Below are 13,002 nucleotides of genomic sequence, written 5' to 3'. Positions count from 1 at the left end.
AATTCATCCCTCCTTCAGGGTGAAACAGCCGTTATTCAGCTGATTCTTTAGCGCCCTTCTCAAGGGCCTTCCAGGCAAGAGTCGCGCATTTAATCCGTGCAGGGAACTTGGCCACGCCTTGCAACGCTTCGATATCCTCTAAGGGGAACTCTTCCGTATCAATCTCTTCCCCTTGCATCATCCGAGAAAAAAGATCCACCAAGTGCAATGCACGGTCCAACTTCAGACCCTTTACCGTTTCGGTCATCATTGAGGCGGAGGCCATGCTGATTGAACAACCTTCCCCCTCAAATTTTGCTTCATCAATTATACCATCTTTCACACGCATCTGTACGGAGATGCGATCACCACAGGTAGGATTGTTTAAATCCACCGTGACGGAACCATCTTCAATCTGCCCCCGATTTCTCGGTTGTTGGTAATGATCCATAATAACACGACGGTAAAGATCATCCAAAGACATGGCCGAAATACTCCTTTGTCTTTCTTAAACCCGCGACCAATCGGTCGATATCGGATTCGTTATTGTAGAGATAAAAGCTGGCACGAGCGGTTGCTGTTACTTCTAACCAGCGCATGAGAGGTTGACAGCAATGATGCCCTGCCCTGACAGCGATCCCTTCTGCATCCAGCACCGTGGCAAGATCATGAGGGTGAACAGAATCAAGATTGAAAGTAACGAGTCCGGTCCGATTCTCCCGGGGGCCATAGATCTGAATCCCCTCAATTTCCTCCATCCGCTCCATTGCATACCGAGCTAGATGACGATCATGGGCATCAATCGTATCCATCCCAACCGATTCCAAATAATCGATAGCGGCTCCTAAGCCAACCGCCCCCGCAATAATCGGAGTTCCCCCTTCGAATTTCCAAGGGAGTTCCTTCCAATCCGAATCATACAGCTCTACGGTATCGATCATTTCGCCCCCAAATTCAATGGGTTCCATCGCATTGAGCAAGGATTCCTTTCCGTAAAGAACACCAATCCCCGTCGGTCCTGCCATCTTATGACCTGAAAAAGCAAGGAAGTCGCAATCAAGATCTTGTACGTCCACCTTCATGTGCGGCACACTCTGAGCAGCATCAACAACGATCACACCACCCTTAGCATGCACCCAACTTGCCAATTCCTTTACAGGGAAAACCGTACCCAGCACATTGGATACATGTGCAATGGCAACGAGTTTGGTGCGATCCGTAATCGCCGCCTTCGCTTTCGCATGATCCAGTGTCCCATCGGGTTCTAATTCAAAATATTTTAAAGTAGCACCCGTCTTTTTAGCAACTTGTTGCCAGGGAATTAGGTTGCTGTGATGTTCTGAAGGAGAGATGATGATCTCATCGCCTTCTTTCAGATTATCACGTGCATAACTGGAAGCAATCAGGTTTAACCCCGTTGTCGTTCCACGGTTAAAAATAATTTCCCGGGTAGACCCTGCATGAATAAAACGACGAACTTTTTCCCGAGCCCCTTCATAAGCATCCGTTGCTCGTGATCCCAGTGTATGCACCCCACGGTGCACATTGGAATTCATCGTTTTGTAGTAGTTTTCCACAGCCTCAATTACTTGAAACGGTTTTTGTGAGGTTGCGGCACTATCAAGATATACCAAAGGGTTTCCGTTCACTTGCTGGTCGAGAATCGGAAAATCTTTAGCATATGGGTTCATGAGCTGAGCTTCCCTTCAATGACATTGACAATCCGCTCACGAAGCGAATCAAAGGGAATCGTATCCAACACAGGACCCACAAAGCCAAAAATCACAAGACGCTCGGCTTCTCTGCGAGAAAGGCCACGGGACATGAGATAAAACATTTGAATCGGATCAATTTTCCCTACACTTGCTGCGTGACCTGCTTGAACGTCATTCTCATCAATCAAGAGAATCGGGTTTGCGTCGCCACGAGCTTCAGGGGAAAGCATCAAGACTTTTTCAGCTTGCACCCCGTTCGCTTTGGTCGCACCCTTTTCAATTTTTGTGACCCCATTCAAAATCGTTTGCGCCGCATCCAACATCACACCCCGAGCCACAATGTTGGTCTCGGTATGCGTTCCCCAATGACGGAAAGTCGAAGTAATGTTGGAGCGTTCCTCGCCAGCACCCACTGTAATCGATTTAATCTCTCCATTGGATCCTGAGCCGCGCATATGCGTCGTATTATCGGAGATCGTCCGTCCCCCGTTAAGATCCCCTACCGTCCAATCAAGGTGAGCATCTCGGCCCACTACCGTACGACGGTAAGCAACTTCTGTCGTTTCCGTACCATGGGTATGCAAGCTGGCTACACTTAAGCGAGCATTGTCTCCAAGGAACACTTCAAAGGCACCATTGACGACTGCATCTGAATCCGCGTCGGATACAAAGTTGGCAATCATGCTGGCATTGGCACCGGTTTCCAATACAACGAGCACATGGGGGAAGGTTCCAACCCCTTTACCACTTGCCCAGAACATGGCTTGGAAGGGTAACTCCACCGAAACATTCTTCGGAATGTATAAAAGGAGTCCTCCACTAAATAATGCTTGGTGTAATGCAGACAAACGGTGTTCTTTTGGATCAATTGCATCGGTCATGAAATACTTTTGCACAAGGTCACTATGCTCCCGCGCTGCCGAGGCAAGATCGGTAAAAACAACGCCTTTATCTTTTAACTCAGCAGACAGCTGCTGAAACACAGGACTGGAATTCTTTTGAATAAAGACGTGATCTTCTTTCTCCGCCGATACGAATTGGCGGACCTCCTCTGGCAAAGCATCAATGGACGCTACGCTTTTTTCCCCGCGATAGGGATCAAAGGAAGTAAAGTTCCAACGGTCAATCCGTGTCTTTTCCAGTTTAGGAAGAGAAAGGTTTGCAGCCTCATCCAGAGCGGCAAGGCGTTTTTGCAACATCCAAGTTGGCTCTTCTTGCGCCTGGGAAATTTGCGTAACGGTTTGACGGTCGAAGAGTTGTTCAGTATTGACGCTCATCTCGTACCCTCCTCCGCTCTTAAGCTTGTTGTTCGGCAGTTTCGTCATCGATGCCTAGCTCTTCTTTTACCCAGTCATATCCTTCAGCTTCTAGACGTTCAGCCAACTCAGGACCCCCAGATTTAACAATGCGACCTTGCATGGCTACATGAACAAAGTCCGGAGTTACATAGTTAAGAAGACGCTGATAGTGCGTAATGATCAGGAAGCCTGTGTTTGGATTACGCATCGCATTCACGCCATCCGCCACCACTTTCAATGCATCGATATCAAGACCGGAGTCGATTTCATCGAGAATGGCAATACGGGGTTCCAACATAAGTAACTGGAGAATTTCATTCCGTTTCTTTTCCCCACCAGAGAAGCCTTCGTTGAGATAACGGTTGGCAAAGGACTCATCCATGTTCAATTGTCCCATTTTCTTATCCAACTGCTTGATAAATTTCATAATAGAAATCTCATTGCCTTCTCCACGCTTTGCATTCACCGCACTACGCAAGAAGTCGGAGTTGGTTACCCCTGCGATCTCAGAAGGATATTGCATGGCGAGAAACAATCCTTTACGCGCACGCTCATCGACTTCCATTTCCAATACATCCTCATCGTCTAAGGAAACATCCCCGGATGTCACTTCATAACGTGGATGACCCATGAGTGCCTGGGCCAAGGTGGATTTCCCTGTACCGTTTGGACCCATGATGGCGTGGATTTCGCCACCTTTTACTTCTAAGTTCACACCTTTAAGGATTTCTTTCTCCTCAATGGACACATGAAGATCCTTTATCGTCAGTTTGGGAACCGTCGACATTTGTGCATTCCTCCGTATTCTCTTCACCCTCGGTTTTAGCAGGCGATTCCGCTATTTCCCGTATGCAGGTGGAAATGGTTATGTTACGATAAGCTCAATCCAGGTAAGCTGGTCCGGTTTTTAGACTTATTCTCACCTGATTCTCATTACATTCTATCTTATGCCCCCATATGATTCAAGGCTTCCTTCCGTCGGATCCATTCTCTCCCTAGAAATGATTGATGTCTCCCCCCTGTGAAATTTTGACTGTCACTCGAAGGAGGGAAACCAATGAAACCCATTCGATGCATTGAATGTTACCGCCAACGCCCAGGCGGACGCTGTGACTTTTGCCCACTTCATACTTCCAATCGTGAGGGATATGAATCCATCGGAGATGGGTGGTATGTTCGTAAGGAGATGAAACAGGAGAAGCCTGACGCAAAAAAAAACTCGTCGTAGGATGGAACACCACAAATACCTTCAAGTACCCGTCAGCGCCAAAACACCTTTTCAGGTGTTTTTATTTTGCTTCCGTCATTTGCTATCACTCTTTACTCTTTCCTATATCACAAAAGAACATGAGAGGATGATTGCATGATGTGGACTTTTTGCTATTCGACTCGTCCCCACAACCACCGTTGCCCGAGCCAACCCAGGATAAATAAAGCACCACTGATCCATGGGGACATGGGTATAGTAACAGGAGGGAGCATTTGATGAACACTGTAAAACAGAAGCCAAACCATCAATAGGATTCCAGAAAATTTGATTTTATTCTTTACAGAACTCTCCATTTCCAATAATACAATCTCCTTTTTCAGAACCATAAAGATAATGACAATAGATATAAATACTAAAAATGCTATCTCTATGAATGACCATGCATTAATATTGGAAATCGCATTTTTTATATTTGGAGATAACGAAACCCATTGACCAACAATCATGATAAGAATACCTAACCCGGCATGAATCCCTAACATCCACGTTAAGGATGTCCATATGGTTGTACCGATCAACATCACCCAACTACCTAAGCTTCGCTTTGGTAACGCCGCAATGGTTTCTTTACAAAAGACTTCCGGATGATCTCCAAAAACCTCATCGACTGAACGTCCCTCCCCCTCTGCTTCGATTAAATGTTCTAATATCTCTAGTAATAATTCTTCTCCTTGTTTTTCTGGTACCCAACTACTGCGGATATACACAAGCATCTCTTCATAATAAGATAAACCCTCATCTGACAAAGTCTTCCGACGAGCATTATTCCATTCAATCATTTCCTGTACTGTCATCATCGACGCTCCTTTCTTTTTCATTTATGTATTGGGTTCAAGTACGTTATCCACTGCCCTTTTTAATGCATCCCATTGGTGTGTAAATTCAGCAAGTGTTTTTTCCCCTTTTTGTGTCAGTCGATAATATTTCCTTCGTGGCCCTGATTGGGATGGAATCAAACTTCCTTCAATCAAACCCTCTTTCTGCATTCGTAAGAGTAAAGGATAAATACTTCCTTCACTAATGTGGGGAAAACCATGCTGACTCAATTTTTGACTCAGCTCATATCCATAACGTTCTTTCTGATTGATCATTTCCAGGATACAACCCTCCATAATTCCTTTTAACATTTGACTATAGGTAGACATCCGTCATCCTCCGTTCGCATCACACACTACCTTGCAATGCAAGGTAGTGTGCGTTGGTAATCAGTATATCGATGAACCTCTCTTTATGCAATAAAAAACCTAGGGTGTTTATCCCTAGGTCTTAAAAGCATTCGCTTTTTCTGGATTCGCTCCATCAATGGATATCTCGTTTTTTAAAGCGTCCGCCCTGAACTTCATGCAAATTACCAACTGCCAAAAAAGCTCCTTCGTCTAAATCTTCCACAATCGACTTCAGTTTAGCTTCTTCAAGGCGCGTAATCACACAAAAGATCACTTTTTTATTGTCACCGGTATAGGCACCTTCCCCATTTAAATAGGTCACACCCCGTCCAAGCCGGTTTAAAATAGCATCTCCTAATTCTTCTGCTTGTTCACTAATGATCCAAGCTGCTTTCGTCTCGTCAAAGCCTTCCATGGTAATATCAATGGTTTTAAAAGCAATAAAATAAGCGATTAAGGAGTACATCGTTCGATCCCAACCAAACACAAATCCTGCACTTCCTAGAATAAAGATGTTAAAAAACATAACCGTTTGACCTACGGAGAAGGGTAGTTGTTTATTAAACATGATCGCAAGGATTTCCGTTCCATCTAAGGATCCACCATAACGAATAACCATTCCCACACCGATTCCTAATACAATGCCACCAAATACAGATGCTAAAAGTGGATCATCGGTCACAGGCTCAATGGAATGGAGTAAGGTCGTTCCCACGGACATCACCGCGACCCCAAAAAGGGTGGATAGGGCAAAGGTTTTTCCAATCTGCTTGTATCCTAGAAAAAAAAAGGGCAAGTTGAGAAGGAATAATAAAGCACCTAATGGTACACTCGTGAGATAGGAGAGAATAATGGATACCCCCACAACCCCTCCATCAATCACGTTGTTTGGAACTAAAAAGACCTCCAAACCGATTGCTACAAAGGCCGCGCCTATAAAAATCAGGATGGCTCTCTTAAGTACCTTTACCTTACTTAATTTCTTATGTTGTCTTCCCATCGTTTGCACCACGTTCTGTTCCAAGCTCTCACCTCTTTTGTCTATGTAGTTTATCCTGATCATTTGATCATGCAGGAGGAAACATGATGGCACAGTTTTACTTGATTCGACATGGTGAACCCTACTGGGAATTAACTGATGAAAGACATTTAGTAGGAGTACAACGAGATCTCGTGCCTCTTTCCGTTAAGGGGGAAAGAGAAGCTAAGCAAGCCGCATATGATCCCCGCTTCGCGAAGGCGGATCTTATTTTGTCCTCACCCTATACCCGAGCATTGCAGACGGCAGCGATCATTAGCCGCATTCTCGATTTACCCATTCAAGTCGAATATGACTTACATGAATGGATCCCCGATCAAACCTTATCTTATGATTCCTTTGAACAATTGAAAACACTTCGCGCAGAATTTCAGCGCCATCACGGTGTTCACCCTCCCGGTGAAACACCTATTTGGGAGCCGATTGATAGTATTATCCAGCGAGTCAAAGGGGTTTTGGAACGTTATCGCGATTATCAACACGTGATTGTCGTCTGCCATGGTACCGTCATTCGTTCCATTACAGGTGACATCGATGAGCTAAATCATTGTGGTATCCAGGAATGGCAGTTAGACGATATCCATTAATCCCTTTGAATCGCCACCCACTCTTCGCGTAACATCCCCATTTTGACCGAATCATAATAGTTCCCATCAACGATACGCGCTCTTCGAATTCGTCCTTCTTCGATCATCCCAATACGCATCGCTAATCGGATCATTCGTTCATTCCCCGACCAAGTGGATATCCCCAGACGAGTCGTATCGAGATGGCAAAAAAGATAGTTGATCCATAAGCGAAAGGCTTCTGTTCCATACCCACCTGACCAATAACGGGAATCATAAATCACTAAACCCGTTTCCATCCAATCGGTCACCTCATCAACCCAATAGCGGCTCACTATGCCTTTTAACTCACCGTTAATCTCAATGGCTAACCGCCAACGGGTCTCGTCGGTTTCTTGACGAGCAAGGTGGCCCAACCATTGACTCATAAATTCTTCACGGGTCGGTTTTAGGACCTTATAATACGGGCCATTCCATCGGTGATGTTCTTGATCAGCTGATTCATACTCCCAATACCAAATGGTATCCAGATCCATTTGTGCAAAGTCCCGCAAATGAACACGATCTCCCTTTAACGATATGTACATCTGTACCTCTCCTTAATTAACACATGGATCAACGACCTCTCCCAATGAAGAGGTCGTTGATTTGGTTTATGAAGTTAACGTTAGGAATTGATCGATATCTTGATGAATGAGATTCACTGCATTTTGCCAAAACTCCGGGCGAGTTAAATCAACTCCCAAGTGCTTCTGTGCTAAGTCCTCCGTCGTCATCCGTCCTGTATCCCGCAATAACTCCACGTACTGATCAGCAAAAGAAGGACCCTCTTCCAATGCTTTACTATAAATCCCGGTACTAAATAAATAGCCAAAGGTGTAAGGGAAATTGTAAAAGGGAGCTTCTGTTCCATAAAAATGCCGCTTGGAAGCCCAAAAACGAGGGTGATACTCGGCTAATGAATCCATAAAGGCTTCTTTTTGCGCCTCAAGCATGAGTTCATTTAAGCGATTGACACTAACAAGACCCTTTTTACGCTCTTCATAAAAACGGGTTTCAAAGAGAAAGCGGCATTGGATATCCATAAAGAATGCAACTGCTGCTTGGATTTTATCTTCTAGCAACGTGATTTTTTCTTGTGTGCTCTGGGCTTCACGAATCGCCGCATCGGATACAATCCGTTCAGCAAAAGTTGAAGCGGTCTCCGCTACATTCATGGCATATTCCTTCACCATATGAGGCTGACCGTTCATCATTTCATCATGATAGGCATGCCCAAGTTCATGAGCAATCGTCGCCACATTGGACATCGTTCCTGAATAAGTCAAGAAGATGCGTGACTGCTCACTATCACTAAAGGTGGTACAAAACCCTCCGGGTAATTTTCCTGCGCGATCCTCCGCTTCAATCCATCCTTCTTGATACGCTTTTTCAGCAAACGTAGCCAGTCGTGGATCAAAACGATGAAATTGCTCTGTAATAAAGTGAGCCGCTTCATCGTAAGAAATCTCCTTCCCTTCTTCTCGGCCCACTGGCGCATATAGATCGTACCAAGCTAATTTTTCCACTCCAAGGAGCTTTGCTTTGCGATCAAAAAATTGAAGCAACTTCGCTTTATTCTGATCAATCACTTCCCACATCGTCTTGAGTGTTTTTTCAGACATGCGATTAATATTCAATGGTTCCTTTAGAATCGAATCCCAGCCGCGATGACGATATAAATTAATTCGAAAGCCTGCTAAATGATTTAATGCTGCAGCTACAAGGTCCTCTTCCTTTTCCCATGCTTTCTCAATCGCAGCAAACGTACGTTGACGAACGCCGCGTTCTGGGTGATATAGTTTGTTGTCCGCTTGCCCAATCGATAATTCCTTTATTTCGCCATTCTCTTCAAAAGGAACGGTCAATCGCCCTTCCAAAGAATTATAGATATTCCCCCAGGCATGATACCCATCCACAGCAAGGTCTCCTGCTAAGCTTTCTCCTTCAGAAGACATCTTCTCCTTTGCCCGTAGTCTGCGTTCGGCTAAATTAAAGGAGACTTCTGCAAATCTTTCATCCTGTAATAAGGCAGACCAGCGATCATCATCCATCTGCAAAATCAACTGATCCAATTTGGTCAAGGTGCTATTAAAAGCAGCACCCAACTGCTTATTACGTCCATAGAGGATTGGAACCCCTTTATCTGTCGTATCCTGTGCAGCTAAACATTCTACAAATGCGATGGCTTCCCATAGCTGGCTAGCGATCCGTTGCGACTGTTGCAACATCTCATCCCATTTGGAGAGGTCCTCAGTGGGTGTGCCGGCCTGCTCATCAATTTGCGCATTCAACACAGAAAGAGAAGCTTCTATGGTATTTAAATACTCTTCATACTGGGGCGATGCACTACCGCCAGGAAAAAAGCATTCTAAGTCCCATGTTAAACGAAGTTCTTGCTGATGCTTCGCCATATTCTCACCCTTTTCACTTGATTTACTTGGCTATTATACCATCTATTCTCTATATAATTGACTCTACAATCTTAAAAATTAAGAAAGGATCTCATATGAAGATCCTTTCCCTCATAGTAACTCCCCTTAATTTGTTAACTGTAAAAATTGTTTGATGTCTGCATGAATGACATCCACCGCTTCTTGCCAGAAGGTGGGTTGGGTTAGATCCACTCCCAAATGTTTCTGTGCCAAATCCTCCGTCGTCATTCGCCCCGTATCTCGCAATAAATCGACATACCTGTCTGCAAAATCAGAACCTGTATGTAACGCTCTTCCATATAGACCCGTACTAAAGAGATAACCAAAGGTATATGGGAAATTGTAGAATGGAACTCCTGTGATATGAAAATGCAGTTTGGATGCCCAATACCATGGGTGATAATCGGATAATGCATCCATAAAAGCTTCTTTTTCTGCTTCGACCATCAATTCCTTCAACCTTGCACTGCTAACCAACCCTTTCTTCCGCTCTTCATAAAAGCGGGTCTCAAAAAGGAATCGGGCTTGGATATCCATAAAGAAAGCGACGGACCGTTGAATTTTATCTTCCAAAAGAGACACTTTTACTTCATCGCTCTTCGCCTCACGAATCGCAGCATCGGAAACAATCGATTCGGCAAAGGTTGAGGCCGTCTCTGCAACATTCATTGCATACCGCTGTGCCAACTGTGGGAGGTCATCCATGACACTTTGATGATAAGCATGCCCAAGTTCATGAGCCAGTGTCGTCACATTCGAGGAACTGCCTGCAAAGGTCATGAAAATACGAGATTGACCACTCTTTGGGAAATTGGTGCAGAAACCGCCTGGTCGTTTCCCTGGACGGTCTTCTGCTTCAATCCAACGGTTTTGAAACGCCTTGTTAGCAAAAGCCGCCATCCGCGGATCAAAGCGGTTAAACTGATCGATAATAAAATCAGCGGCTTCCTGGTATCCTACCTGGTTTTCATTTTGACTAATTGGTGCATAGACATCATACCAAGCTAGTTTCTCCACACCAATCATCTTCGCTTTTCGATCCATGTACTGGAGTAACATGCCTTTATTTCGGTCAATTACTTCCCACATCGTACGAAGCGTTTCCCCTGACATTCGGTTAATTTCCAAGGGTTCCTTATGTACCGAATCCCAACCACGATGGCGGTATACATTTAATCGAAAACCCCCAAGGTGATTTAAGGTGCTGGCAAACAGATCCTCTTCTTTCTCCCAAGCGTTATTCAGTTGATCAAAGACTTGTTTACGTACCTTTCGATCGGCACTGCTCAATTTATTAGCCGCCTGTCCAACTGACAGTTGTTGAACCTTACCATTCTGAGAAAAAGGAATCGTCATTCGGCTAACGATGGTGGAGTACAAGTCCCCCCAGGCATGGTATCCATCCACTGCCAAATCCCCTACTAAACTCTCTCCATCGGCTGGTAAGCGATCCGCTGCACGCCGTCTCCTCTCTGCGAGAGGGAAAGATATTGAAGAAAAGCGGGCATCTTGCAATAAGTTCTCCCATCCAGCCTCGCTCATTTCAAGAAATAATTGATCCAACTTGGTTAATGATGAGCTAAAATCAGCCCCCATTTGTGCAAGACGTCCCCGAAGCATTTTTGCATGGGTATTTTTCATATCCTCTGCAGTCAAACAGTTCACATAAGACCCTACCTCACCTAAACGTTGCGAGAGACCTTGTAATTGATCCAACACCGCTTTCCATACATTAAAATCCTCTGAAGGCTTCTTTGTTAAGCGAAGAAGATCACCATTAAATGCAGCGATATCCTTCTCGAGAGTTTTAATATACTGATTAAATTGTGGGGTTTCGCTCCCTCCAGGAAAAAACTCATCGAGGTTCCAATTCATGCTGTACCGTTGTTTTTGTTCAGCCATGTTCTCACCCTTTTTCAAAAAAGTACATTCTTGAGTATACCATCTCCTATTCCCCACCCCACCAGAAAATCACCAAGAAAAGAGTCGAAAACATCGTTAATCCATACAAAAAAAGATGATGGAATTCCATCATCTTTTTTTAATTATTTAATTTATTATACCCCAGACTCTGTAGCTAATCGCTTGGCTTTGCGGTAGTCAGCTTCACGCGCTTCCTCCACTTTCATGCGATTTTCAAGACTACGCTGATATTCTGCATAGGGCATACTGTGTGCGGTTACCATTGCTCTCTCAATCGTCTCACATGTCTTTGGATTACTGATAAAAGTATCTCTCCCTTATACGTGAGTTAGCATAATTATAACAAGGCACGACTCGAACCTCAAATGACGTGAGCACCGCTCTTTCCCTATTCCATGGGATGAGTACGGATGAGATGGAGAGAGCCTCTCCTTATTCCTGCTTTCCTCTAAATGGTCCCCCTAAGCGGTCAATATCTACGACTTCGCTTAAAGGAAGACGTGAGCACCCCGATAAATCAAAATCTCCTGATCCTCTTTTATTTGACTTCTAATACAACCTTCCCGATATTGCGATTCTCCTCCATATAGCGATGGGCAGCTTGTACATTCTCCCAAGAAAACACGTGATCAATCACAGGCGACAGCTTTCCTTGTTGAAAGAGTGGAAGTCCCTTTTGTGCAAAATCTCGCGTTAGTTGCGTTTTATAAGAAAGGCTTCTGGAGCGCAGTGTTGTACCCGTCACTTGCAACCGTTTCGCTAAGAGTGGAACCAAATTCATTCCCTTAATATGTGAACCACTTAATGCACTGATTAAGACCAATCGACCATCCATGGCAAGTGCTTTCATGTTTTGATCCCAGTAGGAGGCACCGATAAAGTCAAGAATCAAATCAAACCCTCCCTCACCAACAACCTCGCGTAACTTAGGTTCAAAGGGGCCTTCTCTATAATTAACACCGACATCCGCCCCTAGCTTTTGACAAGCTGTTAACTTCTCTTGTGATCCGGCAGTTACTGCAACAAAAGCCCCAACATTCTTTGCTAGTTGAATCGCAGCAGTACCGACACCACTTGCTCCTGCATGAATGAGCACACGTTGGTTATTTTGTAGGTGGCCAATCCAAAACAAGGCTTGCCAAGCCGTTAAAAACACCTCTGCTACACCCGCCGCGTCAGTAAAAGAGAGTTCATCCGGAATACGCATCGCCATATCGCCTGGTATAACGGCATATTCTGCATAACCTCCCCCCGACAGCAGTCCAAAAACGCGGTCCCCTTTTTTCCAGGAACCACTGCTCTCACCAACCTCCTCTACTACCCCTGCAACTTCTAATCCAAGGATAGGACTCGCATCAGGAGGGGGAGGATACTTCCCTTCTCGTTGCATAATATCAGCCCGGTTAAGGGCGGTTGCTTGAACACGAATTAATAATTCTTGAGCGGTTGGTTTTGGTTTCGGATACTCACCAAGAAAAAGGGTTTCAGGTCCTCCTGGCTCATTGATTAACACCGCTTTCATTGGACTTCCCTCCTTTAAAGGAACATATCTTTATGGGCTTCCCCAAAATC

General features: G+C 44.7%; 14 protein-coding genes. 2 read left to right on the top strand and 12 right to left on the bottom strand.

Annotation, left to right across the window (positions count from 1 at the left end; all coding sequences use genetic code 11):
• Positions 1-31: 31 nt before the first annotated feature.
• Genes sufU through sufC form a run of 4 tightly spaced genes read right to left on the bottom strand, consistent with a single transcriptional unit; the run spans position 32 to position 3,779 of the window.
• The gene (sufU, locus tag CHX35_RS07695; protein WP_091836292.1) at positions 32-472 is read right to left on the bottom strand and encodes a Fe-S cluster assembly sulfur transfer protein SufU; all 441 of its coding nucleotides are present in this window, start codon (positions 470-472) and stop codon (positions 32-34) included.
• Complete coding sequence (locus CHX35_RS07690; RefSeq protein ID WP_091836290.1) at positions 450-1,670, bottom strand: cysteine desulfurase; 1,221 nt, start codon at positions 1,668-1,670, stop codon at positions 450-452. Before CHX35_RS07690 ends, sufU begins: the two co-directional genes overlap by 23 nt.
• Entirely contained in the window at positions 1,667-2,971 is a 1,305-nt protein-coding gene (sufD, locus tag CHX35_RS07685; protein ID WP_091836289.1) for a Fe-S cluster assembly protein SufD, read from the bottom strand. The genes CHX35_RS07690 and sufD overlap by 4 nt, the downstream gene beginning before the upstream one ends.
• 19 nt (positions 2,972-2,990) lie before the next feature.
• Positions 2,991-3,779, bottom strand: coding sequence for a Fe-S cluster assembly ATPase SufC (sufC, locus tag CHX35_RS07680; protein ID WP_091836287.1), 789 nt, complete (start codon positions 3,777-3,779; stop codon positions 2,991-2,993).
• A gap of 270 nt (positions 3,780-4,049) precedes the next feature.
• On the opposite strand from sufC, the gene CHX35_RS17480 reads away from it, so the two are divergent.
• Positions 4,050-4,220: a hypothetical protein gene (locus tag CHX35_RS17480; RefSeq protein WP_176391962.1), complete on the top strand. Its 171-nt coding sequence runs from the start codon at positions 4,050-4,052 to the stop codon at positions 4,218-4,220.
• Between the two features lie 152 nt (positions 4,221-4,372).
• Here CHX35_RS17480 and CHX35_RS07675 read toward each other — a convergent pair whose 3' ends face one another.
• The 3 genes from CHX35_RS07675 to CHX35_RS07665 all read right to left on the bottom strand — a co-directional run bounded on the left by CHX35_RS07675 (position 4,373) and on the right by CHX35_RS07665 (position 6,428).
• A complete protein-coding gene (locus CHX35_RS07675) occupies positions 4,373-5,056 on the bottom strand; it encodes a DUF1129 domain-containing protein (RefSeq protein WP_091836285.1) in 684 nt (227 codons plus the stop codon).
• Between the two features lie 24 nt (positions 5,057-5,080).
• Positions 5,081-5,407, bottom strand: a complete 327-nt coding sequence (locus tag CHX35_RS07670; protein ID WP_091836283.1) for a PadR family transcriptional regulator — start codon at positions 5,405-5,407, stop codon at positions 5,081-5,083.
• Positions 5,408-5,561: 154 nt separating this feature from the next.
• On the bottom strand, positions 5,562-6,428 hold the full coding sequence (locus CHX35_RS07665) for a YitT family protein (RefSeq protein ID WP_091836702.1): 867 nt from the start codon (positions 6,426-6,428) through the stop codon (positions 5,562-5,564).
• A gap of 86 nt (positions 6,429-6,514) precedes the next feature.
• On the opposite strand from CHX35_RS07665, the gene CHX35_RS07660 reads away from it, so the two are divergent.
• Positions 6,515-7,054, top strand: a complete 540-nt coding sequence (locus CHX35_RS07660) for a histidine phosphatase family protein (protein ID WP_245838696.1) — start codon at positions 6,515-6,517, stop codon at positions 7,052-7,054.
• Here the strand turns inward: CHX35_RS07660 and CHX35_RS07655 are convergent.
• From CHX35_RS07655 to CHX35_RS07640, 5 genes are all read right to left on the bottom strand, one after another.
• A complete protein-coding gene (locus CHX35_RS07655; RefSeq protein ID WP_091836279.1) occupies positions 7,051-7,620 on the bottom strand; it encodes a GNAT family N-acetyltransferase in 570 nt (189 codons plus the stop codon). The genes CHX35_RS07660 and CHX35_RS07655 overlap by 4 nt on opposite strands.
• A 66-nt stretch (positions 7,621-7,686) precedes the next feature.
• Positions 7,687-9,486 carry a M3 family oligoendopeptidase gene (locus CHX35_RS07650; protein ID WP_091836277.1) on the bottom strand — a complete coding sequence of 600 codons (1,800 nt, stop codon included), beginning with the start codon at positions 9,484-9,486 and terminating at the stop codon, positions 7,687-7,689.
• A gap of 126 nt (positions 9,487-9,612) precedes the next feature.
• The gene (locus tag CHX35_RS07645; RefSeq protein WP_091836700.1) at positions 9,613-11,409 is read right to left on the bottom strand and encodes a M3 family oligoendopeptidase; all 1,797 of its coding nucleotides are present in this window, start codon (positions 11,407-11,409) and stop codon (positions 9,613-9,615) included.
• Positions 11,410-11,564: 155 nt separating this feature from the next.
• Positions 11,565-11,693, bottom strand: a complete 129-nt coding sequence (locus CHX35_RS18005) for a YuzK family famiily protein (RefSeq protein ID WP_281252066.1) — start codon at positions 11,691-11,693, stop codon at positions 11,565-11,567.
• Between the two features lie 275 nt (positions 11,694-11,968).
• Entirely contained in the window at positions 11,969-12,952 is a 984-nt protein-coding gene (locus CHX35_RS07640; RefSeq protein ID WP_091836275.1) for an NAD(P)H-quinone oxidoreductase, read from the bottom strand.
• Between the last annotated feature and the right edge of the window lie 50 nt (positions 12,953-13,002).

Source organism: Marininema halotolerans, assembly GCF_900116235.1.
GTDB lineage: Bacteria > Bacillota > Bacilli > Thermoactinomycetales > DSM-45169 > Marininema > Marininema halotolerans.
The sequence above is the reverse complement of the archived record's forward strand: the minus strand, read 5'-3'. Positions and strand labels throughout refer to the sequence as shown.

Bases quoted from the DNA above. Each gene is read 5' to 3' on its own strand.
- CHX35_RS07690 (WP_091836290.1), bottom strand. From the start codon at position 1,670: ATGAACCCATATGCTAAAGATTTTCCGATTCTCGACCAGCAAGTGAAC.
- CHX35_RS07675 (WP_091836285.1), bottom strand. From the start codon at position 5,056: ATGACAGTACAGGAAATGATTGAATGGAATAATGCTCGTCGGAAGACT.
- CHX35_RS07665 (WP_091836702.1), bottom strand. From the start codon at position 6,428: ATGGGAAGACAACATAAGAAATTAAGTAAGGTAAAGGTACTTAAGAGA.
- CHX35_RS17480 (WP_176391962.1), top strand. From the start codon at position 4,050: ATGAAACCCATTCGATGCATTGAATGTTACCGCCAACGCCCAGGCGGA.
- CHX35_RS07660 (WP_245838696.1), top strand. From the start codon at position 6,515: ATGGCACAGTTTTACTTGATTCGACATGGTGAACCCTACTGGGAATTA.
- sufC (WP_091836287.1), bottom strand. From the start codon at position 3,779: ATGTCGACGGTTCCCAAACTGACGATAAAGGATCTTCATGTGTCCATT.
- CHX35_RS07650 (WP_091836277.1), bottom strand. From the start codon at position 9,486: ATGGCGAAGCATCAGCAAGAACTTCGTTTAACATGGGACTTAGAATGC.
- CHX35_RS07645 (WP_091836700.1), bottom strand. From the start codon at position 11,409: ATGGCTGAACAAAAACAACGGTACAGCATGAATTGGAACCTCGATGAG.
- CHX35_RS18005 (WP_281252066.1), bottom strand. From the start codon at position 11,693: ATGGTAACCGCACACAGTATGCCCTATGCAGAATATCAGCGTAGTCTT.
- CHX35_RS07640 (WP_091836275.1), bottom strand. From the start codon at position 12,952: ATGAAAGCGGTGTTAATCAATGAGCCAGGAGGACCTGAAACCCTTTTT.
- sufD (WP_091836289.1), bottom strand. From the start codon at position 2,971: ATGAGCGTCAATACTGAACAACTCTTCGACCGTCAAACCGTTACGCAA.
- CHX35_RS07670 (WP_091836283.1), bottom strand. From the start codon at position 5,407: ATGTCTACCTATAGTCAAATGTTAAAAGGAATTATGGAGGGTTGTATC.
- CHX35_RS07655 (WP_091836279.1), bottom strand. From the start codon at position 7,620: ATGTACATATCGTTAAAGGGAGATCGTGTTCATTTGCGGGACTTTGCA.